Here is a 21,600-nt window from a genome sequence, read left to right on the forward strand (position 1 = left end):
GCCCCTTGTTATCGCTTTTTGCATAGGAAGGGCCCCTTCCTAACACCGCCGGGAAAAAATCTTGAAGATTCTGTACGAGGATGTCGAGAAGGCGGCGCCTGCTTCTACCTGACCATGAGAGCGCCGGTGATGGGCGCGGGTTTCGAGGAGCAGAACGTGAAGTACATGTTGCTGATGCAGTTCAGTGCCGCCACGGCCGACTTCCCGTCGATCGACACCTGGTCTCCGCAGGAGATCCAGGCGCACATCGGGTTCATGCGGGACTCGAACGCCAAGCTCGCCGCCGACGGTGAGATGGTCGACGGGCAGGGCCTGGCCGGCGCGGATCAGGCCAGGATCGTACGGGCCGGTGTCGGCGGGGCGCCCGTCGTCACCGAGGGTCCCTTCGCCGAGACGAAGGAGTTCCTCGCCGGCTACTGGATCGTCGACTGCGAGACCCCGGAGCGGGCGGTCGAGATCGCCGCGCACCTGTCGACCGCGCCGGGTCCCGGCGGACACCCGCTGAACATGCCGATCGAGGTACGCCCGATCATGTCCGCGCCGCCGCAGGAGCTGTGACCAGCTGAACGACATTCGACCCGTCGAGGACCTGCTGCGCGAGCTGGCGCCGCAGGTCCTCGGCGTACTCACCCGCCGGTTCGGCGACTTCGCCACCGCCGAGGACGCGGTGCAGGAGGCGTTGCTGGCGGCGGCGACCCAGTGGCCGCAGCAGGGTCTGCCGGAGAACCCGCGAGGTTGGTTGATCCAGGTCGGGTACCGCCGGATGATCGAGTTGGTCCGTAGCGAGCAGGCGCGGCGCAAGCGGGAGGATCTCGCCGCACGGCGCGAGCCGGACGACACGCGGTCCGCGCCGGCCGCCGATCTCGAGATCGCGACGGACCGGGACGACACGCTGATCCTGCTCTTCCTCTGCTGCCATCCCGCGCTCTCACCGGCCTCGGCGATCTCGCTCACCCTGCGCGCCGTCGGTGGCCTGACCACGGCCGAGATCGCCCGCGCCTTCATGGTGCCGGAGGCGACGATGGCGCAGCGGATCAGTCGGGCCAAGCAGCGGATCAAGACCTCCGGGATCCCGTTCCGGATGCCGGACCCGCGCGACCGTTCGGGGCGTCTCGACGCGGTGCTGCACGTCCTCTATCTGATCTTCAACGAGGGACACACCAGCAGCGGCGGTCCCGCGCTGCGACGGGTCGAGCTGTCCGGCGAGGCGATCCGGTTGGCCCGGGCCGCGCATGCCCTGCTGCCCGGTGACAGCGAGGTCGCCGGGTTACTCGCGTTGATGATCCTCACCGAGGCGCGCAGCCCGGCACGTACCGGGCCGGGCGGCGAGCTGATCTCCCTGGCGGAGCAGGATCGCAGCCGCTGGGACGCGGCGGCGATCGCCGAGGGGGTCGACCTGATCACCCGGACGTTGCCGGTCGGCCCGGTCGGTCCGTACCAGATCCAGGCCGCCATCGCCGCCCTGCACGACGAGGCGCCGACCGCCGAGAAGACCGACTGGCCGCAGATCCTCGCCCTGTACGAGGTGCTGGAACATCACTCCGCCAGCCCCGTCGTCTCCCTCAACCGGGCGGTCGCCACCGCGATGGTGCACGGCCCGGCCGCCGGCCTCGACGCGCTCGCGGCGCTGGACGGCGACCCGCGCATGTCCGGAAACCACCGCCTGTACGCGGCCCGGGCGCACCTGTACGAGATGCTCGGCGACCGGCAGACAGCGGTGGAGAACTACCGTGCTGCCGCCGGCCGGACCACCAGCCTCCCTGAGCAGCACTACCTCCGGCTGCGGGCGGCCCGGCTCGCCGTTGTTGATCCGGCGGGGCCGGTACCGGAGCGCCGGTGACCGACGCGCGGGGTGCGTACCGTCGGAGCGGCGGTGGAGGTCCGGCCGTAGTCGCGCGCGGCGGCGGCCACCGACTCGTCGGCGTCCCGCTCAAGGGCCTGCCGGATGTGTGGCGGAATGAGGTCTGATGTCGCCATTGCCAGCCGGACCTGCGCGGAACGGTCGTCGACCAGCGATTCCAGATCCGCCTCGTCCAGTTCGAGGGTGCTCACGAGTGCCGCGCGGACGTCGACCGCAGAGTCCCGGGAGAGCCGGGAGCGCTGCTCGGCCGTGGTCCGCGCGTTGCGGGCGAGCCCCTTGCGCACCCGTACGGTGCGGTCGGCCATCAGGGCGGTGATCACGTCCGGGTCGTGGGTGTGGGTGGCGAGTCGTTCCCGTACCTCGGGTGACACGTCGTCGACGAGGATGGCGGCGAGCTCCGGTTCCAGGGTGCGCACCTCCGCGAGGAGGCCACGGAGTTCCTTGTCCGGCGCCTTCGCCATCACCTCTCGGACCGACTCGTCGCAGGCCGGGTTGCCGGCGACCGCCCAGCGGACCCACCGGTCGGCGTCCTTCACCAGGCGCAGCAGGTTGCCGACCGACGCCGACGTGTTCCGCGCCACCGCCTCGCGGACGTGACGATCATGGTCTCGGGCGAGCGGTCGCAGTGCCTGCGCGGGTGCGTCGGTCCGCGCCGCGACCGCCTTGCGGACCAGCGGCGACGGGTCGGAGGCCAGATCGTAGAGCCTCATCTGCGGTGTCGCGGGGTTGTTCGCGAGGGCGAGCCGCGCGTCGACGCTCCCACCGGTGGTGGTGCCTGACCCACTGTGACGGTCAGATCCGTCGACGTCCTGCTGCTGTCCCATGCCGCCAATCATGTCATGGGCTTTCCGGGGGGCCCGGAGACCAACACCGCCGGGGGCTCAGGTCGGTACGGGGTACGACCGACCTGAGCCCGATGGAGCTACTCGTTACGGGCTGTCTCGGGACCGGTGATCCGCCGCAGCAGCGGCATGGTCGAGGCGATGATCGCGAGCGAGGCGGCGAGGCCGGCGACCACGATCAGGTAGTAGCTGATCCCCGGTGCCCGCAGCGAGTAGTGCATCTGCGAGGTGAGGAACAGGTGGGCGGCGAGGAACCCGGTCCCGGTCGCCAGCGCGGCGACGACCAGGAGCGGGACGGTGCTCTCCAGCGCCACCACCCGGCGGAGTACGCCGAGCGGGACGCCGGTCAGGCGCAGCATGCTGAACGGGCGCTTGCGGTCGGTCAGGCCGCCGACCACGGCGACCGCCAGGCTGCACCCGGCGATGGGCAGGCTGGCGAGGATCACCACGTTCGCGAGCTGCTGCCACTGGACCAGGGTCCGGGTGAAGTCCGCTTCGAACTCGCCTGCGGTGGCGGGGAAACGGCCCTGCGGGATGGCGGTCGCGAGAGCCGTCCGCGCCCGTTCGATCGCCGCTGCCGTGCCGTCGGTCTGGGCGACGATCGACACCACCGGAAGCTGTCGCAGGCTCTCGGCGGAGACGGCTGCGGCTGGCCAGACCATGGGGTCCTGCGACATGTCACGGGGGGCGATGAGATCCGGATAGACCCCGGCCACCTCCGTGCCGGCCGGGCAGCCACCGAAGGTCGCGAGGCGGGCGAGTTCGGCGCAGGAGATCAGGGCCGGCATCGATCGGTCGCCGGCGGAGGCCAGGCCGAGGTCGGGGCTCTCGTGGACCAGGGTGGCATCGCGGACGCCGGGGATCGCGCGCAGTTCGGCCAGGGCCGCGTCTACCTGCGGTTCGGGTTGGCCGGCGACCCGTTCCTCCGGCCAGAACGTCTTGGCCAGCGAGGAGCTGAAGGTCGATCCGGCGCGTGGTGCGCCGCGTTCGGCGACGATCGTGGTGATCACGCCGGTGGCCACACTGGTGACGAAGAGCGCGAGCATGAGCCCGCTGACCGCCCGGAAGCCGGCCTGCGGGTTGTCCGCGAGTCGCCGTCCGGCGATCAGGGTCGCGGGTCGGGTCGCCCGGCCCGCCATCACCCGGGAGCCGAGCATGGTCAACCAGGGTCCGGCGACGACCAGCCCCACCATGATCAGCAGGATCCCGGACAGGTACGCCGCGCTCTGGCCGTTGGTGGTCGCGGGGCGGCGACCGACGAAGAAGACGAGTTCGGCGATCCCGAGCGCGAGCGGGATCAACCGCCACGCCCGGGGCGGGCTCGGGGTGACCCGTCGGCTCACGCCGAGCGGGGAGATGCGTACCCGGCGCAGCGCGAGCCGCGCCGTGACCACCGCCGCGACCGGCACCCCGAGCGCCACCAGCAGCACGTCGACCACGCCGAGCGACAGGTCGTCCGGAAAGAACGGCGTTCCGGTGAAGGGGATCTCGGCGAGGGCCGGGCGGAACAGGAGGAACAGTCCGAAGCCGACGACGGTTCCGGCGACCGCGGCGACCGCCGATTCGACTGCGGCGATCATCGAGATCTGCCGGGGTGTCGCACCGACCAGGCGCATCGCGGCGAACCGCTGCTCCCGGCGGGCCGCGGACAGTCGGGTCGCGGTGCCGATGAACATGAGCACCGGGAAGAGCAACCCGGCCGCCACCACGGAGAGCAGCAGTGTCATCCCGGCTCCGCGTACGCCGAGCGAGCATCCGGCACAGTCCGAGTCGGCGGACATGATGCTGGTGACCTGTTCGGCGCCGGGATGTTTCGACAGCTCGTCGGGACCGTGGCCGACGATGACGAGCAGCGAGTCGGGCGACGGTAGCGCCGACGGTCCGATCGTGCCGATCTGCCGGCCCGGGAAGCGGTTGCCGAGTTCGGCGGCCGGGGTGGCGCGCAGCAGTGCGCTCAGCGCCGGTGAGGCGTAGAACTCTCCCGGGCCGGGCAGCCGGGGCAGGCCCGGCGGGATCGGTGCCCGGGGACCGGTGGCGGCAACGTCGACCCGGCCGATGTTCTCGCCGTGGAAGTAGTCGTTTCTGAGCAGCCACCAGAGCGGGTCCACCGAGGACGCGTCGGCGCTCGCCACTTCGGAGTTGCCGGTGCTCAGCCAGGCGTACCGGCTGTTCTGGCTGCCGACCCCGTTGACGCCCGCCACGGTGGCCAGGAGCAGGCCGACGCCGAACGCCACGGCGACCGTGATGATGGTCAGTCGTACGGCTGCTTCGCGCCCGCTGGCCAGGGCGAGTCGGAGACCGAGGCGGATCACGAGGGCACCCGGTCCGGTACGAGCGACGTCACTTTCCCGTCGCGGACCATGATGTGCCGGTCGGCGGAGGCGGCCACTCGGGCCTCGTGGGTGACGATGACGACGGTGGTGCCCTGCTCGCGGGCTGCCGCGACGAGCAGCTCCATCACCTGTTCGCCGGTGAGGGTGTCCAGCGAGCCGGTCGGCTCGTCGGCGAACAGGATCTTCGGCCGGGCGACCAGACCACGGGCCAGTGCGACCCGTTGTGCCTGACCGCCGGAGAGTTCACCCGACCTGCGCCGTTCCAGTCCGTCGAGCCCGAGCCGTTCGAACCAGAGTCGGGCCTCGCGCAGCGCGTCGTTGCGTCGGGTGCCGGCGAGCAGCAGTGGCAGCGCCACGTTCTCCTCGGCGGTCAGTTCGGGTACGAGTTGGCCGAACTGGAACACGAAGCCGAAGTGGTCCCGGCGCAGGGTGCTGCGTTCGGTCTCGGTTCTGGTGTCGACCCGGCTGCCGTCGAAGTGGATCTCCCCGGAGTCGGGCACCAGGATTCCGGCCAGGCAGTGCAGCAGGGTCGACTTTCCCGACCCGCTGGGACCCATGATGGCGATGATCTCGCCAGCGTCGACCGCGACGTTGGCGCCGCGCAGCGCCGGCGTCTGGCCGAACGACAGGACGACCTCGCGTGCCTCGATGATGTGCTGCTCGTTGCCGGTTCCGGTGGTCATGGGCGCACCGCCGCCGCCAGTGCGTCCAGCCGGGCGATGGTGGTGTCGATCCATCGCAGGTCGGCTTCCAGGTGGAACATGCCGTGGTCGGCCAGGAGCGCGTCGACCAGGCTGCCGGTGCGTTTGATCTCGGTCAGCTCCCGCATCCGCCGCAGGTGGGCGTCGCGTTGCGTGTCGAGGTACGCCTCGGCGTTGCGGCCGAGCATGAGGGCCAGTACGACCTTGGCCATCAGCACGGTCTGCAGGTGTGGCTCGGCGTCGACCGGTTCGGTCAGCCATGACTCGACCTCGGTGGCGCCGACCTCGGTGATGATGTACCGCTTGCGTTCCCCGCCGACGCCCGGCTCGACCTCGCTGATCACCACCTTGCCGTCCCGGGCGAGGCGGCTGAGGGTCGAGTAGACCTGGCCGAACGGCAGTGGCTTGCCCCGGCCGAAGTAGGTGTCGTAGTCGCGCTTGAGGTCGTAGCCGTGGCTGGGCTCGCGTTCGAGCAGGCCAAGGAGGGTCATCGGAACGCTCATGGTGGAGACCATACACCGGGTATATACACCGCGTATATATACCCGGGTGCTAAGCCTCTGGGGTGAGGTCGGGTGGCGCCGTACACCGGGGTTCTGAGGCGAAAAAGGGTTCGACCCGTCTCCTGTGGAGGGCTACCGTTCGACTGCCTGGTCCGACGAGCGAGGAGGCGATCACCATGAGCCACGACTATGACGCCGAGGCGTCCTTTTGAGCCGACCAGCAAGCGCCGCAGGGGGTTCCCTCTAGCGAGTCGCAGGTCAAACGGGGGCACCGGGTCGTCGGTGTCGACAAGGAACTGGTCGAGAAGCTAGGCGGCAAGGACCCCTGCCCGTGCGGTTCCGGGCGTCGGTTTCGGCCGCTGCTGCCGTGCCGGTGGGCGGTTTGACGACACCAACGCCCACTACTACCGGCGGGACTGAAAACCCGGGGGTGCCGCTGTTCGCGGCGCCCCCGGTCTTCGTCTGGCCGCCCGACGCGACGATCCGTCGGCACCCTACCCGATCCGGGAAGTGCAGGTCAGGGCCGGTCGAGGCGTTCTAGAGTCAGGTGCGGCCGGGGTGCCCGGGGATGAACCTCCGCCGAGACTCGCGTACCTGCCCGCAGAGGAATGGCGACCATGAGCACCATCACCGCGAAAGACGGCACCGAGATCTACTACAAGGACTGGGGTACGGGTCCGGTCGTCACCTTCTCGCACGGCTGGCCACTCAGCGCGGACGCCTGGGACGGTCAGATGCTCTTTCTGGTGCAGAACGGGTTCCGAGTGGTCGCCCACGACAGACGAGGTCACGGGCGGTCGAGCCAGGCGTCCAATGGCAACGACATGGACGGGTACGCGGACGACCTCGCCGCCGTGATCGAGACCCTCGACCTGCACGACGCCGCCCTCGTCGGCCGCTCCACCGGGGGCGGGGAGGTGGCCCGTTACATCGGTCGGCACGGCACCGGCCGGGTCGCGAAGGCAGTGCTGATCTCCGCTGTGCCGCCGCTGATGCTGCAGACCGCGGAGAACCCGGAAGGGCTGCCGATCAGCGTCTTCGACGAACTGCGTGCCGGTCTGGTCAAGGACCGGTCGCAGTTCTACAAGGACCTGGCCCTGATGTTCTATGGTGCCAACCGCAAGGGTGCCCAGGTCTCCCAGGGAGTGCTGGACCAGTTCTGGCTCTGGAGCATGCAGTCGGGGCTGAAGAACGCGTACGAGAGCATCAAGGCTTTCTCCGAGACGGACTTCACCGAGGATCTGAAGAAGTTCGACGTACCGACCCTCGTCATGCACGGCGAGGACGACCAGATCGTGCCGGTCAAGGACGCGGCGCCGAAGTCGGCCCAGCTCATCGCGGGCGCTCAGGAGATCTACTACCCGGGTGCGCCGCACGGCATGACCGCCACGCTCCAGGACCAGGTGAACGGCGACCTGCTGGCGTTCCTCCGCAGCTGAACGTAGCTGACCCTGCCGACATCCTCGATAGGCTGTCCGGGTGCGTCTTGTGATCATGGCGGACACCCACGTGCCGAAACGGGCCCGCGACCTGCCGGCCGAACTGTGGGCCCGGGTCGACGCCGCCGACCTGGTCTTCCATGCCGGTGACTGGGTGGACGAGCCGCTGCTCGACGCCCTCGAGGCGCGCAGCGCCCGACTGGTCGGCGTGTACGGCAACAACGACGGGCCGGGGTTGCGTGCACGCCTACCGGAGGTCGCCAGAATCGAGCTGGACGGGTTGCGGGTGGCCGTCGTACACGAGACCGGCCCGGCGGTCGGACGGGAACGGCGCTGCGCCGACCGGTTCGGTGACACCGACCTACTGATCTTCGGCCACTCGCACATCCCGTGGGACAGCGTGGCGCCGGGCGGACTCCGACTGCTGAACCCCGGCTCGCCGACCGACCGCCGTCGCCAGCCGCACGCCACCTACCTCACCGCGCGGGTCACCGACGGTCGACTCACCGCAGTCACCCTGCACCCGCTGCCGCCCCGGTGATCACACGATCGGGAGGTCTGCCGAGTGGGGGTCCGGCAACGGCGAGGACGGCGCTGTCTCTGCCATGATGGTGCCTTGTGACTCTCTCTGATCTTGCCCAGCGGGTCGATGCCGTCGCCCGCCTGACCGGCCGGTTCGTGCTCCGCGCCGGCCGCGTCGCCGACGAGTACTTCGACAAGTACCGCTTCGAGGCTGACCCGCTCCTGCTCGACGCCCTCGCCGCCGAGATGGCCGCGCTCGTGCCGTCCGACACCGAGGTGCTCGCCGGACTGGAACTCGGCGGCATTCCCGTGGTCACCGCGCTCGGCCGGCACACCGGACTGCCCTGCGCGTTCGTCCGCAAGACCGCGAAGGAGTACGGCACCGCCCGGCTGGCCGAGGGGGCCGACGTCGCCGGTGCCCGGGTGCTGATCGTCGAGGACGTGGTCACCTCCGGCGGTCAGATCGCCATCTCCACCGGCCAGCTCCGCGAACTGGGCGCGAAGATCGAGCACGCGCTCTGCGTCATCGACCGGCAGGAGGGCGGCGCCGAGGCCCTGGCCCGGGACGGGATCGCGCTGCGTTCGCTGCTCACCCGCGCCGACCTGGACCAGGCCGCCGCCGCCCGCTGACCGCAGACTGCCGGCGTCACCGGGTACGCGGTGACGCCGGCAGCCGGCCGGCCGGGTAGTCCGCGAGGGGTGGGAACTCAGGCGGCGTACGGGGTGTGCTCGATTGGGACGGTCTCCTCGGCGGGGACCGGTCCGGGCGGGGTGCCGTCACCGAACGGCCGGCCGCCGAGCGCCTCCCGACCGTGCGGGTCGAGCCAGCCCCGCAGGTCCGGACCGGACGGGACGATGCCGGTCGGGTTGATGTCCTTGTGCACCTCGTAGTAGTGGCGCTTGATCTGGTCGAAGTCGACAGTGTCGCCGAAGCCGGGGGTCTGGAACAGGTCGCGGGCGTACGCCCAGAGCACCGGCATCTCGGTGAGTTTCTGCCGGTTGCACTTGAAGTGGCCGTGGTAGACCGGGTCGAACCGGACCAGTGTCGTGAAGAGCCGGACGTCGGCCTCGGTGATCGTGTCACCGACCAGGTAACGCTGGTTGGCGAGCCGGTTGGAGAGCCAGTCGAGCCGGTCGAACAGCCGCTCGTACGCCCGCTCGTACGCCTCCTGTGAACCGGCGAAACCGCAGCGGTAGACGCCGTTGTTCACGTCCTTGAACACCACCCGGTTCACCTCGTCGATCTCGTCGCGCAGCTCCTCCGGGTAGAGCCGCGGAGCGCCCGCCCGGTGGTACGCGGCCCACTCGGTGGAGAGGTCCAGCGACATCTGGGCGTAGTCGTTGGTGACCACCTGCCCGGTGGGCACGTCGACGATCGCCGGTACGGTGATGCCCCGCTCGTAACCGGGGAACCGGGCGAAGTACGCGTCCTGCAACCGTTCGATGCCGAGCACCGGGTCCCGCCCGCCGGGATCGAGGTCGAAGGTCCAGCTCCGTACGTCGTGCGTCGGCCCGGCCAGGGCCATCGACAGCACGTCCTCGAGCCCCAGCAGACGGCGTACGACGATCATCCGGCTCGCCCAGGGGCAGGCCCGAGCGACCGCGAGCCGGTACCGGCCCGGCTCCACCGGGTAGCCGTCCCGGCCGTCGGCGGTGATCCGGGTGGCGATGTAGCGCTGGTCACGGGTGAACTCCCCGCCGGGGTTCACGTACGTGCCACCTTCTTCGTTCGACATGCCGTCATCGTTGCGCATTTCCGGTCCCGGGTCGCGGCTTTGTGGCCGCCGGAACGGGGACAGCCCTGCTCATCGGCGGGTCCGGAGCGGTCGGCGTCGATCACGTCGATCGAACGATTTACCTGGATGACGCTCACGACTGCTGACTGACCCGATGCGAACGGCTACGGTGGGCATCAGGATCCACTGCACCGGGTGACTCCGGGACGGAGGCTGCCGACCATGTCCCACCACGATTCCGGGCCCGACCACCACGGACGGCCGGGGCGATGAGTCGTCTCGACCCGGCAATCCACACCGAGCTGGACACCCGGCTCGGGCCGGTCGACGCGGAGCTGACCCGGCGCTATCCGGGGCCGGCACCGGGCCGGCAGCCGGTGCACACCGTCTACCTGCCGGCCGACCGGATGCACCCGGGAGTGGTACGCGAGTGGGGTGCGGCGGCCATCGGCGTGCTCGCGGCGCACCCGCCGGCGCCGTACGGACCGGAGCTGCACGACCGGGTGATGCGCAAACTCGACCGGGAACCGATCGAGGACCTGCGGATCGACTTCGAGGACGGCTACGGCACCCCCGCCGACGAGGTCGAGGACGCGGTGGCGCGCTCGGCGGCGACGGCGTTGCGCAAGGCCGGCCCGCTGCCCTTCTCCGGACTGCGGATCAAGAGCTTGGAGGGGCCGACCCGACGCCGCGCCGTACGCACCCTGGACATCTTCCTCGAGGCGCTGGACGGGGCACCGCCGGACGGATTCGTGGTGACCCTGCCGAAGGTGAGCAGCCCCGTACAGGTGGAGGCGATGGTCCTGCTCTGCGAGCGGCTGGAGGCGGCGTACGGGCTGCCCGCCCGGGGGCTGCGGTTCGAGGTGCAGGTGGAGACGCCGCCGGCCGTACTCGGCGCGGACGGCACCGCCACCGTCGCCCGCATGATCGGGGCGGCTCAGGGACGCTGCACCGCCCTGCACTACGGCACCTACGACTACAGCGCGGCGATCGGGGTCGCGGCGGCCGAGCAGAGCATGGCGCATCCGGTGGCGGACTTCGCCAAGGCGGTGATGCAGGTGGTCGCCGCCGGCACCGGGGTACGCCTCTCCGACGGCTCCACCAACGTGCTGCCGGTCGGTTCCCCGACCGAGGTACGGGCAGGTTGGGAGCTGCACGCCGCACTCGTCCGCCGATCCCTGGCACAGGGCATTTACCAGGGTTGGGACATGCACCCGGCGCAGTTGCCGACCCGGTACGCGGCCACGTACGGCTTCTTCCGGGACGGCCGGGTCGCGGCGGCCGGGCGGCTGCGGGCGTACCTGGAGCGGCGCTCGACCGGGGTGCTGGACGAGCCGGCGACCGCGCGGGCACTGGCCGGGTTCCTGCTGCGTGGACTGGACTGCGGCGCGCTCGACCCCGGCGAGGCCGGGTTCGACCGGGCCGAACTGGCGGCGCTGTAGACCACCGCCGGCGTCGGGCATTCCGGGACGACGCCGGCGGCGCGTCAGCGTACGCCGCAAGCGGTACGACCAGCGGGAAGGTGATGGCATGAGTGGCGAACGGTACGACGGTGGTTACGATCTGGTGCTCCGCTCGCGTCGGGTGGTGACGCCGCAGGGGGAGCGCCCAGCAGCGGTCTGCCTGCGCGACGGGCGGATCGCCGCGGTGCAGGACTACCACGCGGTGGCCGGGGACGACCTCGGTGAGCTGGCCCTGCTACCCGGCCTGGTCGACACCCACGTGCACGTGAACGAGCCGGGTCGTACCGACTGGGAGGGTTTTCCCACCGCCACCCGGGCCGCCCTGGCCGGTGGTGTCACCAGCATCGTGGACATGCCGCTCAACTCGTTGCCGCCGACCGTCACCGCGGACGCGCTGCGCGCCAAGCGTCGCTCCGCCGCCGGCCGGTGCCACGTCGACGTCGGTTTCTGGGGCGGTGCGGTGCCGGGAAACCTGGCCGACCTGCCGGCGTTACACGCCGCCGGGGTGCTCGGCTTCAAGGTCTTCCTGGCCGATTCGGGTGTGCCGGAGTTCCCGCCGCTGGACCCGGTCGGCTTCGGCCAGGCACTGGAGACAGTGGACGCTCTCTTTGTGGTGCACGCCGAGGACCCGGCGTCGCTCCTACCGGCGCCGACCTCGGGGCGGTACGCGGATTTCGTCGCCTCACGTCCGCCGGAGGCCGAGACCCGGGCGGTCGCCACGGTGCTCGCCGCCGCGCGCCGGACCGGGGCGCGGGTGCACATCCTGCACCTGAGCAGCGCGCAGGTGCTGCCCCTGATCGCGCAGGCACGTCGGGACGGGGTCCGGGTGACGGTCGAGACCTGCCCGCACTACCTGGCGCTGACCTCGGAGGAGGTGCCTGACGGCGGGACCGAGTTCAAGTGCTGCCCACCGATCCGGGACGCCGGGAACCGGGACGCGCTCTGGGGCGGGTTGGCCGACGGGCTCGTCGACTGTGTCGTCTCCGACCACTCGCCCTGCCCACCGGCGTTGAAGAACTTCGACCGGGGCGACTTCGCCTCCGCGTGGGGCGGCGTCGCGTCGCTGCAACTGGGGCTGCCGGTGGTCTGGACCGAGGCCCGCGCGCGTGGGCACAGCCTGGCCGACGTGGTGCGCTGGATGGCGGGGCGGCCGGCGCAGATCGCCGGGCTGCCGGCGAAGGGCCGGATCGAGCCCGGAGCCGATGCCGACCTGGTGGCGTTCGCCCCGGAGGGCCGGTTCACGGTCGAGCCGGGGCTGCTCCGGCACCGTCACCCGATCACCCCGTACGCCGGGCGCAAGCTCTTCGGCGAGGTGCGCGCGACCTGGCTGCGCGGCGACCCGGTCCGGCCGGACGAGCCGCCCCGAGGGCGGTTCCTGCGCCGGGGACCGGTCTGATGGCCGACTTCACCGAACTGCCCGACCTCGCCTCCCGACTGCTCGGCGGATCGGTGGTCGACGCCAACGACGAGTTCTTCGCCGCCCGGGACAACCTGGTCAACACCGGTCCACCGACGTTCACCCCGCAGACCTTCGGGGCCAAGGGCCAGGTGTACGACGGCTGGGAGACCCGTCGCCGCAGGGAACCCGGATCAGATCACGCGGTGGTCCGGCTCGGCGCGGCCGGTGTCATCTCCGGGGTGGTGGTGGACACCTCCTTCTTCACCGGCAACTTCCCGCCGTACGTCTCGGTGCAGGCGTGCGGCCTGGAGGGCTACCCGGGCGCGGACGAACTGGCCGCAGCGGACTGGATCTCGATCGTGCCCCGCTCGGCGGTGCACGGCGACACCGCGAACGCCTTCCCGGTACGGGACCCGCGGCGGTTCACCCATGTGCGGCTCACCATCCACCCGGACGGCGGGGTGGCCCGGTTGCGGGTGCACGGGAGCGTCGTACCGGATCCGCGGCTCTTTCCCGACGGTTCGGTCGATCTCGCGGCGCTGGAGTACGGCGGCCGGGTGACCGACTGCAGCAACCGGTTCTACGGTTCCCCGGACCAGCTCATCGCCCCCGGCCTGGCCCGGGTGATGGGGGAGGGGTGGGAGACGGCCCGGCGGCGTGATCCGGGCAACGACTGGGTACGCGTCCGCCTCGCGGCCCCCGGCCGGGTCCGCCTGGTCGAGCTCGACACCAGTCATTTCAAGGGCAACGCGCCCGCTGCCGCGTCGCTGCGGGGGGTCGACGCCCGGTCGGCCGATCCCGCCGACGAGCGGGCCTGGTTCGAGCTGCTGCCCCGGGTCCGGCTGCAACCCGACACCCGGCACCGGTTTCCGCTGCCCGAGGTACGTCCGGCGACCGACGTCCGGCTGGACGTCTTCCCCGACGGTGGGTTGGCCCGGTTGCGGCTGCCCGGCCGGGTCGCGCCGGACGAGTTGGCGACGTTGCGGCAGCGCTGGTGGGATCTGTTGCCACCGGCGCAGCGACGACAGGTCGAGCGGTCGGCGGCGGCGGGGCGGTCCCCGGACACACCGTGGCGGGGGCCGCTCCCACCCGCCGGCCCCGCCTGAGTACGGCGGTCAGCTCAGTGGTCCCTCGCCGCCCGGGTAGGCGAACGACGCCCGGGGCGAGTAGAAGCCCCAGGTGATTTCCAGCGGGTTCGCCGGGCGCAGCGCGTAGGTCGAGTGCTCCGGTTCGAGGAACTCCAGTGACTCGATCTCGAACGGGTCGACCGGCTCGGCCACGAACGGGTAGATGCCGCTGACCTTCCTGCGTCCGACCTTGGTGATGTAGCGCAGTTGGCCCTGGTTGATCGCGTCGCCGGTGCGGCCGACCCGGGCCGTGGTCCGGATCACCGGTACGCCGTCGGCCTCGGTGGTGGCGACCAGTCGCCGGCCCCTGACCTCGATCGTGGTGCTGCCGACGCTGGCCGGCGCGCCGCGCTCGGCGGCGTACTCGCGGACCACCGGGCTGGAGTTGAGGTAGTGGGTCCACCAGCGGCCCGGGGTGACTCCGTCGGGGGCGTCCAGGTCGGCCAGGTCAGGTCCCAGGTAGGTCAGCGAGTAGGCGCCGAAGCCGGAGGTCTGGCCGGCGTCGTCGACCACGTACTGGTTCATGAAGACCTGCCGGTTGGCGGCCGGCTTCAGCCCCTTCGGTACCAGAGCCGCGACCGCGTCCGGGTCCGCCGGCAACCAGCCGAAGTAGATCATCCGGCTGTTCACGACAAGCTGTGGCGCGACGAGACTGGTCACCTTTGGTGCCTCCGTTACCGGTGAACATGGGGTAGTCGCGACGCTACGGCCCGTCCAAATTGGAGGCAAGGACAGATAGTTGACAGCTGAACTATTCGGAAAATTCGGTCAGCTGTGCGGGGGCTCCGCTCAGCACATCCGTCCCATCGGCACCGCCACCGCACACTGATCCGAACATCAGGGTTGTTACCGGTACGGATCAGGCACGCCCTGCACACCTCGAGTGGCCACGTACGAAGAACTCGGAAATTCGTCCCTCGTCCGGGTTTCCATGCCCTCGGAACGGCTAATCCGATCCCAGGTTGTCGTCGCTGTGCCTGGAGGGCCCCCTCCCGGCCGCCAGCAAGGCAGCCGACGGATCGACCGGACCCCTGTGGTCCACGCCGACCCGTCGCACGCCGGCGCACCGCCCCCGTATCCGCAAGGACCCGGTGAGCCCGGTACGCCGGCGTGCCCAGACCGTCCGATCGAGACAGGGACAGGGGAGGACAGCATGGCAAGCGAGGTTGTCGACAGCCAGCCGGACCAGCCCGAGCAGGCGGTCGAGGGTGAACGCGGAGCGCTGGTCGCGGTGCTGTTGATGGTGGTGCTCGGTGTGGCGGGAATCTTCGCCGTCTCCGCCTGAGAGCGAAGGAAGGGCCCCTTGTTATCGCTTCCGGTAGTACTAGGGGCCCTTCCTAACGCAGCGTCGGGCTGACTCAGTTGGTGTGCGGCAGGCGGGCGGCGGGGATCACGCCGAGGCGGCCGGCCTGGTAGTCCTCGAACGCCTTGGCCAGTTCGTCGCGGGTGTTCATCACGAACGGGCCGTACTGTGCCACCGGCTCACGGATCGGCTGACCGCCCATGATGTACAGATCGAGCACCGGGGTGTGTGAGTCCTGGGACGCGTCCGCGCCGAACCGCAGCGCCTCGCCGGGACCGTGTACCGCGAGCTGACCGGTGTGCACCGGCCGGCGTTCGGCTCCGACCGTGCCACGCCCGCCGAGTACGTAGACCAGGGCGTTGAAGTCGGACCGCCAGGGCAGGTCGACGCTCGCGCCGGGCTGGACCGTGACGTGCGTGATGGTGATCGGCGTGTGGGTCGAACCGGGTCCCTGGTGCCCGTCGACCTCACCGGCGATGACCCGCAGCAGCGCGCCACCGTCCGGGCTGGTGAGCAGGGACGACTCCTTGCCCCGGATGTCCTGGTAGCGCGGCGTGCTCATTTTCGCCACCCGGGGCAGGTTGACCCAGAGCTGGAGGCCGTGGAACAGACCGCCACTCACCACCAGGTGCTCCGGCGGCGCCTCGATGTGCAGCAGACCACTTCCAGCCGTCATCCACTGGGTGTCGCCGTCGGTGATGGTGCCTCCGCCCCCGTTCGAGTCCTGGTGGTCGAAGACGCCGTCGATGATGTACGTGACGGTCTCGAACCCCCGGTGCGGGTGCCACGGGGTTCCTTTCGGCTCGCCCGGCGCGTAGTCGACCTCACCCATCTGGTCCAGGTGGATGAACGGGTCGAGTTCGGTCATCGGCACCCCGGCGAAGGCCCGGCGGACCGGGAAGCCCTCTCCCTCGAAGCCGCTCGGTGCGGTGACGACCCGGGTTACCTTTCGGTATTCGGTGGTCTGTTCGTCCAGTCGCGGCAGGCGCGGCAGGACCAGGACGTTCTCCACGGTGATCGCGGGCATCGTCGTACTCCTAGCTGGTGGTGGGGTTGGCGGAGGAAGGTCGGGTGGGGGCGAGCCGTTCGCCGAGCCGTTCGAAGACCCGGGTCAGGGTGCCGAGTTCGGCTTCGCTCAGGTCGTCCATCAGGTGCTCGCGTACCGACGCGGCGTGCTGTGGCGCGGCCCGCTGGAGGGTGAGCAGGCCGGCGGCGGTGAGCACGGCCTCGCTGCCACGCCGGTCGTCCGGGCACGGCTGCCGGGTGACCAGGCCGCGTTTCTCCATCGAGGAGATCTGGTAGGTCAGCCGGCTCGGTGAGAAGACCAGTCGGCCGGCCAGCTCACCCATCCGGAGTCGTTGGCCGGGGGCTTCCGAGAGCAGGACCAGCACCTGGTAGTCGCCGAGGTTCAGGTCGCTCGCCGCGCGCAGCTCGTCCTCCAACTGGTTGAACAGCCGTTGGCTGGACTCGATGTAGGCGCGCCAGCAGGCGAGCTGAGCGCTGTTCAAGCTCTGGGTCACGTTCGATAACCTAGCACTCTTTCAAATTAGAAACAAACATCTCGCTGAGGTCCGCACAGACGCTGCCAGCTCGCAAAGAGCTGTCGTACGGGTTTGAAGCGACCGTTCCCAGGGGAGGTCCCGGACGAAAAGTGCGCACGGTCACCGGTCCGGGATGCGAGACTGCACGACCGTGGAACCTCTGGAGATCTCCGTACCCGGCCTACTGCTGCGCTCCTGGGAGCTGACCGACGCGGCCGAGGTGATGGCGGCGATGCGTGAACCGGCGATCGCCCAGTGGAATTCGACGCCGAGCGCGGCGGTCGGCATGGAGGGCGCGCGTGAGTGGGTTCGCCGACGGGCCGACTGGTCCAGCGGGGACCACGCCTCGTTCGCCCTGGCCGATCCCTCCACCCGGGCGCTGCTCGGCTCGATCTCGCTGCACCGGATCTATGACGGCGACGCCTCGATCGGGTACTGGACGGTCGCCCCGGCGCGGGGTCGGGGCCTCGCCACCTTGGCGGTCGCGACCGTGACCGGCTGGGCGTTCCAGCGGCTGAACCTGCACCGGATCGAGTTGTGTCACGCGGTGGTCAACCGGGGGTCCTGCCGGGTCGCCGAGAAAACGGGGTACGCGCTGGAGGGGACCCTGCGCGAGTCCCACCGGTACGGCGACAAGCAGCGGTATGACGAGCATCTCCACGCTCGGCTGGCTACCGACGAGTGACCGACCGGGGCTCCCGCGACCGCGCTAGCCTGGGCCGGGTGGACGAACTTGAGCTGAGTGACTGGCGTGAGAAGGTGGCCCGGCTCTACCTGTCGGACCTGGACCTGGCCGGCTTCCGTGCTGCCCGCGACGAACTCTTCGCCCGGCACCCGCAGTCGCCGATCCCCGCCGGGCGGCGGCCCGCCTTCACCGGTGTGCGCTACTTCCCGGAGAACCCGGAGGCGATCGTCGAGGTGCCCCTCCGTCCCGCCGAGGGGCAGTTGCGGATCGACACCGGCGGGCCGGACGGGGTGGTGACGTACCGCCGGGTCGGGGTGGCGCAGACGCCGTGGGGTCCGCTGACCCTCTGGTGGATCGAGGCGTACGGCGGCGGCCTGTTCCTGCCGTTCCGTGACGGCACCTGCGGCCCGGAGTCGTACGGCGGGGGGCGCTATCTCACCGACACGGTGAAGGGCACCTTCGGGCGGGGCGTCACGGTGCTGGCCGAGGATCGGATCCGTCTCGACTTCAACTACGGCTACAACCCGTCGTGCGCGTACGACGACCGCTGGGCATGCCCACTCGCGCCGGCCGAGAACACGGTCAGCGCCGAGATCAGAGCAGGGGAACTCAGGTACGAGTAGGGTTCACCCGGAGGCGGTACGGGTAGCTTCCACCATGACCAGCGCCTGGCACGGGTCCCACCGCTCGCCCGCTGGTCCGGGGCGGGTTGGCAGGTCGCTGGACCGGGTCCGCGAACGGTTGGGCGATGCCCTGCGTCGACGGGTGCAGGACCTTCGGGACACCTCTCTGATCGCCGTACAGGCCGCTGTGGCGGCCGGGCTGGCGTGGCTGTTCACCCATGACCTGATGGGCAACCCCGTCCCGGTCTTCGCGCCGGTCACGGCGATCAGCACGCTCGCCGTCTCGTTGAACGGCCGGGTTCGCCGTACGTTCGAACTGCTCATCGGGATCGCCATCGGTGTTGCCGTGGGAGATCTGCTGGTGCAGGGGATCGGCGTCGGTTCCGCCCAGATCGCCTTGATCGTCGCACTCGCCATCCTCTTCGCCACGCTGCTCGGCGGCGGCGTCGCGGTGCTGACCCAGGCGGCCTCCACGGCGGTGTTGCTGGTCGCCTTCCAGCCGCAGATGACCGATCCGGTCGTTCCCCGCTTCATGGAGGCGTTGATCGGTGGCGGCACCGGGCTGGTCGTGGCCACGCTGTTGATACCGCTCAACCCCATGCGGGCGGTGGACCGGGCGGCGAAGGCGGTGTTCGAGGCGGTGACCGGCGAGTTGCTCGAATCCGCGGCGGCGATGGCCGACCGCGACCCGGTCCGGGCCGGTGCCGCGTTGGACCGGTTGTCCCGGGTCAGGGGGTACCTGAGTGACCTCGAGGACGCGCTGCGCAGCGGGCGGGAAACCGTGCGGTTCGCGCCGTTGCGGTGGCGCCAGCGGCGGGCGATCCTGCGCTACAGCGCCAGCCTGCCGTACATCGACAAGACCGTTCACGACACCGGAACCCTGGTGCGGCGGACAGTCGCCGCGATCGAGGAGGGGGAGCGGCTGCCGGAAGGGCTGGCGGTGGCCGTACGGCACCTCGGCGACGCCGCCGGGCTGCTCCGCGAGGAGCTCAGGGAAGGGCTGAAGCCGGAGGGCGCCCGGGAACTGGCACTGCTCGCGGTGACCGCCGCCAGCGAGGCGTACGCGGAAGGGGTCGGATTTTCCGGCAGTGTCATCGTGGCCCAGGTGGGGGTGGCCGCCACCGACGTCCTCCTGGCGGCCGGAACCACGCCGGAAGACGAGACGAAACGCCTCATCCGGCACGCGGCTGCCCGGGACCAGCGTCCGGAGCAGCCCTGATCTGCGGCCGTTACACAGCCGGGGGGACGACGTGACGAGGAACCCCGTCCGGGCGGACGGGGTTCCTCGTTCGGCACCGCGTCAGTGGGCGCCGGCTGGTTGCCAGTTCATTCGGCTCAGCAGGTTCCGGGCCTGGTCGGCGAGATCGGCGTCGACGGTCACCGCGTACTCGCGCGCCCGTAGTGTGGCCGCCGAGGTGAAGTCTCGTCGACCGCCTGTGCTGGCGTGGGCGATGGCACCGAAGATGGCACCCCAGGCGGCACCGATCAGCAGACCGGCGACGATCACCGCCCACCAGTTGCCGACGGTGAAGATGCCGAACAACAGGCCGATGAAGAGTCCGAACCAGGCGCCGGTGGCGAGACCCGCCAACGCCGCCCGTGCCGTCGTCAACCGCCCCAGCACCGTTTCCACCAGCGCCAGGTTGGTCCCGACGATGGCCGTACGTTCGACCGGGAACCGGTTGTCGGCGAGGAAGTCGACGGCCTGCTGTGCCCCGGAGTAGTCCGGGTAGGACGCCATGGTCACGGTTGTCCGATTGGCTTCCGGCCCGCCGTCACCCGGCATCGAGATCCCGCCGCTCGGACCCATCGGCAGGGAGTTGCCGCCGAACGGCAGGCCCGGCACCACCGCTCGCCCGCTCGGGTTCAAGGGTGTGGTCATCAGCTGCCTCCTTCGTCAACGATGTGGGTTCCCGCCCGGCTGCGGCGCTAACCCGTGGTCGCCGCCGGGTGGGGGAGACGGAAGGGCCCCGCTGCCCGGTTCTGCCAGCGGGGCCCGGTTACCTACCGGAAGGGTCAACTGGTGCAGGCCGCCCCGTTGAGGGTGTAGGCGGTCGGTGCGGCCAGGGTCCCGCTGTACGTGCCCTGGAAGCCGATGCTGGTGGTGGCGCCGGCCGCCAGGTTGCCGTTCCAGGCCGCGTTCCGGACGGTGAGCTGGCTGCCGGACTGGCTCCAGGTGCCGTTCCACCCGTTGCTCAGACGCACCGTGGAACCGACCGTGAAGGTGAGGGTCCAGCTGCTGACCGCCGCACTGCCGTTGGTCAGCCGTAGGTCGGCGGTGAACCCGCCGGTCCACTGGTTCGGGGTGTAGACGACAGTGCAACCGCCGGCCGGCGGGGTGGTGGGCGGGGGAGTCGTGGGCGGCGGGGTGGTGGGCGGGGGAGTGGTGGGCGGCGGGGTGGTCGCCGGCGGTGTGGTGGTCGGCGGCGGACCGGCCGCGACCGCCAGGTCGTACGCCCGCTGCGGCACGAACTGCCCGGCACCGGCGATGCAGCCGTCGGCCTCGCCCGGCAGCTTCACCCAGAGGTAGGCGTCGACGGCCGCGTCACCGGTGTTGGTGGTGCTGGGGGTGCCGATCGCCCGTCCCGGTGGGTCGCACCACTCGGCACCGGCCGGGCCGTTGCCGTTGCGGCTGGTGTCCACGACGATCTTCAGTCGGGAGATCCCGGTGGCGGCGATGACGTTCTTGCCGTACGTGACCGACTCGGCGGTGGTCCGGTAGTTGGAGACGTTGAGCGAGATGCCGTCGGCGCTGTTGGCGATGTCGGCCGCGACCAGGCGGGAGGCCATCTCGGCCGGGGCGAGCCAGGCCGAGTGGGCCGCGTCGAAATAGACCTTGGCCTGGGCCGAGGCGGCCTTGAGCTTCTTGCCGGCGTACGCCATCGAGGCCCTGGTCTCGGCCTGCTGGCTGGCGTTCTGGCAGCTGCTCATCTGGGCCAGCACGTCCGGTTCGAGCACGATGCTGGCCGGGCGCCCGGCCAGGCCGGCGGCGACCTCGTCGACCCACTGGCGGTAGGCGGTGTGGTTCGGGGCGCCGCCGCTGCTGGCGCCACTGCAGTCCCGGTTCGGAATGTTGTAGACGACCAGGATCGGGATCTTCCCCGCCGTGGCGGCGGCGCCGACGAAGGCGTCCACCTGCGACCGTACGGTGGTCGGGTTGTAGGCGGCGAACCAGCGACCCTGCGGCACGCTGGCGATCCGGTCCCGGATGACGGCGGCGCGGGAGTCGCCGGGGTTGGCGGCGGCCCAGGTGGCGGCGTTGGTGGCCGGGTCGACGTAGAACGCCGAGTCGGCGGCAGCGGCGGGGTGCGGCCGCAGCAGGTCGAGTCCGAGCACGGAGGCGACGGCGAGCGCCACGGCGGCGGTGGCGCTGGCCCCGGCCGTGGTGACCGCGGATCGTCTGCGCATGTGTGTTCCTTTCCGAAGGTGGGGTGGGTTCGGATCCGAACAAAAGATCGAGATATATAGATGGAAGCGCTCCCATAGATATCGACCACCGTACCGGCGGTGTTGCTGTCGTGT

General features: G+C 70.7%; 23 protein-coding genes. 13 read left to right on the top strand and 10 right to left on the bottom strand.

Going from position 1 to position 21,600, the window contains the following annotated elements; translation table 11 throughout:
- The first annotated feature begins 114 nt into the window (after nt 1–114).
- Nucleotides 115–558 carry a YciI family protein gene (locus BDK92_RS29080; protein WP_246017307.1) on the top strand — a complete coding sequence of 148 codons (444 nt, stop codon included), beginning with the start codon at nt 115–117 and terminating at the stop codon, nt 556–558.
- A gap of 4 nt (nt 559–562) precedes the next feature.
- Nucleotides 563–1,840 carry an RNA polymerase sigma factor gene (locus tag BDK92_RS29085; RefSeq protein ID WP_121159566.1) on the top strand — a complete coding sequence of 426 codons (1,278 nt, stop codon included), beginning with the start codon at nt 563–565 and terminating at the stop codon, nt 1,838–1,840.
- Here the strand turns inward: BDK92_RS29085 and BDK92_RS29090 are convergent.
- The 4 genes from BDK92_RS29090 to BDK92_RS29105 all read right to left on the bottom strand — a co-directional run bounded on the left by BDK92_RS29090 (nt 1,771) and on the right by BDK92_RS29105 (nt 6,240).
- Nucleotides 1,771–2,685 carry a hypothetical protein gene (locus tag BDK92_RS29090; protein WP_121159567.1) on the bottom strand — a complete coding sequence of 305 codons (915 nt, stop codon included), beginning with the start codon at nt 2,683–2,685 and terminating at the stop codon, nt 1,771–1,773. The two genes, BDK92_RS29085 and BDK92_RS29090, sit on opposite strands and share 70 nt — an antisense overlap.
- A gap of 98 nt (nt 2,686–2,783) precedes the next feature.
- On the bottom strand, nt 2,784–5,015 hold the full coding sequence (locus BDK92_RS29095) for an FtsX-like permease family protein (RefSeq protein WP_121159569.1): 2,232 nt from the start codon (nt 5,013–5,015) through the stop codon (nt 2,784–2,786).
- Entirely contained in the window at nt 5,012–5,719 is a 708-nt protein-coding gene (locus BDK92_RS29100) for an ABC transporter ATP-binding protein (protein WP_121159570.1), read from the bottom strand. Before BDK92_RS29100 ends, BDK92_RS29095 begins: the two co-directional genes overlap by 4 nt.
- Nucleotides 5,716–6,240, bottom strand: coding sequence for a PadR family transcriptional regulator (locus BDK92_RS29105; RefSeq protein WP_121162689.1), 525 nt, complete (start codon nt 6,238–6,240; stop codon nt 5,716–5,718). Before BDK92_RS29105 ends, BDK92_RS29100 begins: the two co-directional genes overlap by 4 nt.
- 296 nt (nt 6,241–6,536) lie before the next feature.
- On the opposite strand from BDK92_RS29105, the gene BDK92_RS41275 reads away from it, so the two are divergent.
- The 4 genes from BDK92_RS41275 (at nt 6,537) to pyrE (ending at nt 8,831) form a co-directional block, all read left to right on the top strand.
- Nucleotides 6,537–6,626 (top strand): SEC-C metal-binding domain-containing protein, encoded by a 90-nt coding sequence (locus tag BDK92_RS41275; protein WP_211349681.1) that lies wholly within the window; start codon nt 6,537–6,539, stop codon nt 6,624–6,626.
- Nucleotides 6,627–6,857: 231 nt separating this feature from the next.
- Nucleotides 6,858–7,679 carry an alpha/beta fold hydrolase gene (locus BDK92_RS29115; RefSeq protein WP_121162690.1) on the top strand — a complete coding sequence of 274 codons (822 nt, stop codon included), beginning with the start codon at nt 6,858–6,860 and terminating at the stop codon, nt 7,677–7,679.
- A 40-nt stretch (nt 7,680–7,719) separates the two neighbouring features.
- Complete coding sequence (locus tag BDK92_RS29120) at nt 7,720–8,220, top strand: metallophosphoesterase family protein (protein ID WP_121159571.1); 501 nt, start codon at nt 7,720–7,722, stop codon at nt 8,218–8,220.
- A 77-nt stretch (nt 8,221–8,297) separates the two neighbouring features.
- Nucleotides 8,298–8,831 carry an orotate phosphoribosyltransferase gene (gene pyrE, locus BDK92_RS29125; RefSeq protein WP_121159573.1) on the top strand — a complete coding sequence of 178 codons (534 nt, stop codon included), beginning with the start codon at nt 8,298–8,300 and terminating at the stop codon, nt 8,829–8,831.
- A gap of 77 nt (nt 8,832–8,908) precedes the next feature.
- Here the strand turns inward: pyrE and BDK92_RS29130 are convergent, their stop codons facing one another.
- Complete coding sequence (locus BDK92_RS29130; protein ID WP_425462270.1) at nt 8,909–9,937, bottom strand: glutathione S-transferase family protein; 1,029 nt, start codon at nt 9,935–9,937, stop codon at nt 8,909–8,911.
- A 269-nt stretch (nt 9,938–10,206) separates the two neighbouring features.
- Between BDK92_RS29130 and BDK92_RS29135 the strand changes: the two genes are divergently transcribed.
- The 3 genes from BDK92_RS29135 to alc all read left to right on the top strand — a co-directional run bounded on the left by BDK92_RS29135 (nt 10,207) and on the right by alc (nt 13,905).
- Nucleotides 10,207–11,379, top strand: a complete 1,173-nt coding sequence (locus tag BDK92_RS29135) for a DUF6986 family protein (protein WP_121159576.1) — start codon at nt 10,207–10,209, stop codon at nt 11,377–11,379.
- A gap of 88 nt (nt 11,380–11,467) precedes the next feature.
- Nucleotides 11,468–12,796 carry an allantoinase AllB gene (allB, locus tag BDK92_RS29140; RefSeq protein WP_121159577.1) on the top strand — a complete coding sequence of 443 codons (1,329 nt, stop codon included), beginning with the start codon at nt 11,468–11,470 and terminating at the stop codon, nt 12,794–12,796.
- Nucleotides 12,796–13,905, top strand: coding sequence for an allantoicase (gene alc / locus BDK92_RS29145; RefSeq protein ID WP_121159578.1), 1,110 nt, complete (start codon nt 12,796–12,798; stop codon nt 13,903–13,905). The genes allB and alc overlap by 1 nt, the downstream gene beginning before the upstream one ends.
- A 9-nt stretch (nt 13,906–13,914) precedes the next feature.
- On the opposite strand, the gene BDK92_RS29150 is transcribed toward alc, so the two are convergent.
- Nucleotides 13,915–14,586: an acetoacetate decarboxylase family protein gene (locus tag BDK92_RS29150; RefSeq protein WP_246017308.1), complete on the bottom strand. Its 672-nt coding sequence runs from the start codon at nt 14,584–14,586 to the stop codon at nt 13,915–13,917.
- 493 nt (nt 14,587–15,079) lie between these two features.
- Here BDK92_RS29150 and BDK92_RS40885 point away from each other — a divergent pair, with 493 nt between their 5' ends.
- Entirely contained in the window at nt 15,080–15,211 is a 132-nt protein-coding gene (locus tag BDK92_RS40885) for a hypothetical protein (protein WP_281278654.1), read from the top strand.
- Between the two features lie 73 nt (nt 15,212–15,284).
- Here BDK92_RS40885 and BDK92_RS29155 read toward each other — a convergent pair whose 3' ends face one another.
- Together BDK92_RS29155 and BDK92_RS29160 are read right to left on the bottom strand one after the other, a co-directional pair.
- Nucleotides 15,285–16,256 carry a pirin family protein gene (locus BDK92_RS29155; protein WP_121159579.1) on the bottom strand — a complete coding sequence of 324 codons (972 nt, stop codon included), beginning with the start codon at nt 16,254–16,256 and terminating at the stop codon, nt 15,285–15,287.
- Nucleotides 16,257–16,266: 10 nt separating this feature from the next.
- Nucleotides 16,267–16,749, bottom strand: coding sequence for a MarR family winged helix-turn-helix transcriptional regulator (locus tag BDK92_RS29160; RefSeq protein ID WP_121159581.1), 483 nt, complete (start codon nt 16,747–16,749; stop codon nt 16,267–16,269).
- Nucleotides 16,750–16,921: 172 nt separating this feature from the next.
- Here BDK92_RS29160 and BDK92_RS29165 point away from each other — a divergent pair, with 172 nt between their 5' ends.
- The 3 genes from BDK92_RS29165 to BDK92_RS29175 are packed head-to-tail and all read left to right on the top strand — an operon-like array spanning nt 16,922 to nt 19,297.
- Nucleotides 16,922–17,455 carry a GNAT family N-acetyltransferase gene (locus BDK92_RS29165; protein WP_121162692.1) on the top strand — a complete coding sequence of 178 codons (534 nt, stop codon included), beginning with the start codon at nt 16,922–16,924 and terminating at the stop codon, nt 17,453–17,455.
- A 38-nt stretch (nt 17,456–17,493) separates the two neighbouring features.
- Nucleotides 17,494–18,078, top strand: a complete 585-nt coding sequence (locus BDK92_RS29170; protein ID WP_121162693.1) for a DUF1684 domain-containing protein — start codon at nt 17,494–17,496, stop codon at nt 18,076–18,078.
- Between the two features lie 34 nt (nt 18,079–18,112).
- Complete coding sequence (locus BDK92_RS29175; RefSeq protein ID WP_121159583.1) at nt 18,113–19,297, top strand: FUSC family protein; 1,185 nt, start codon at nt 18,113–18,115, stop codon at nt 19,295–19,297.
- An 81-nt stretch (nt 19,298–19,378) separates the two neighbouring features.
- Here the strand turns inward: BDK92_RS29175 and BDK92_RS29180 are convergent, their stop codons facing one another.
- The gene (locus BDK92_RS29180; protein WP_121159584.1) at nt 19,379–19,960 is read right to left on the bottom strand and encodes a YflT domain-containing protein; all 582 of its coding nucleotides are present in this window, start codon (nt 19,958–19,960) and stop codon (nt 19,379–19,381) included.
- Nucleotides 19,961–20,094: 134 nt separating this feature from the next.
- Nucleotides 20,095–21,486 carry a glycoside hydrolase family 6 protein gene (locus tag BDK92_RS29185; protein WP_121159585.1) on the bottom strand — a complete coding sequence of 464 codons (1,392 nt, stop codon included), beginning with the start codon at nt 21,484–21,486 and terminating at the stop codon, nt 20,095–20,097.
- Nucleotides 21,487–21,600 lie beyond the last annotated feature (114 nt).

Source organism: Micromonospora pisi, assembly GCF_003633685.1.
GTDB classification, from domain to species: domain Bacteria; phylum Actinomycetota; class Actinomycetes; order Mycobacteriales; family Micromonosporaceae; genus Micromonospora_G; species Micromonospora_G pisi.

Excerpts from the sequence above, each read along its gene's own strand:
- BDK92_RS29080 (WP_246017307.1), top strand. The coding sequence starts at position 115 with ATGAGAGCGCCGGTGATGGGCGCGGGTTTCGAGGAGCAGAACGTGAAG.
- BDK92_RS29090 (WP_121159567.1), bottom strand. The coding sequence starts at position 2,685 with ATGGGACAGCAGCAGGACGTCGACGGATCTGACCGTCACAGTGGGTCA.
- BDK92_RS29100 (WP_121159570.1), bottom strand. The coding sequence starts at position 5,719 with ATGACCACCGGAACCGGCAACGAGCAGCACATCATCGAGGCACGCGAG.
- BDK92_RS29105 (WP_121162689.1), bottom strand. The coding sequence starts at position 6,240 with ATGAGCGTTCCGATGACCCTCCTTGGCCTGCTCGAACGCGAGCCCAGC.
- BDK92_RS29115 (WP_121162690.1), top strand. The coding sequence starts at position 6,858 with ATGAGCACCATCACCGCGAAAGACGGCACCGAGATCTACTACAAGGAC.
- BDK92_RS29130 (WP_425462270.1), bottom strand. The coding sequence starts at position 9,937 with ATGTCGAACGAAGAAGGTGGCACGTACGTGAACCCCGGCGGGGAGTTC.
- BDK92_RS29135 (WP_121159576.1), top strand. The coding sequence starts at position 10,207 with ATGAGTCGTCTCGACCCGGCAATCCACACCGAGCTGGACACCCGGCTC.
- allB (WP_121159577.1), top strand. The coding sequence starts at position 11,468 with ATGAGTGGCGAACGGTACGACGGTGGTTACGATCTGGTGCTCCGCTCG.
- alc (WP_121159578.1), top strand. The coding sequence starts at position 12,796 with ATGGCCGACTTCACCGAACTGCCCGACCTCGCCTCCCGACTGCTCGGC.
- BDK92_RS40885 (WP_281278654.1), top strand. The coding sequence starts at position 15,080 with ATGGCAAGCGAGGTTGTCGACAGCCAGCCGGACCAGCCCGAGCAGGCG.
- BDK92_RS29155 (WP_121159579.1), bottom strand. The coding sequence starts at position 16,256 with ATGCCCGCGATCACCGTGGAGAACGTCCTGGTCCTGCCGCGCCTGCCG.
- BDK92_RS29175 (WP_121159583.1), top strand. The coding sequence starts at position 18,113 with ATGACCAGCGCCTGGCACGGGTCCCACCGCTCGCCCGCTGGTCCGGGG.
- BDK92_RS29180 (WP_121159584.1), bottom strand. The coding sequence starts at position 19,960 with ATGACCACACCCTTGAACCCGAGCGGGCGAGCGGTGGTGCCGGGCCTG.
- BDK92_RS29185 (WP_121159585.1), bottom strand. The coding sequence starts at position 21,486 with ATGCGCAGACGATCCGCGGTCACCACGGCCGGGGCCAGCGCCACCGCC.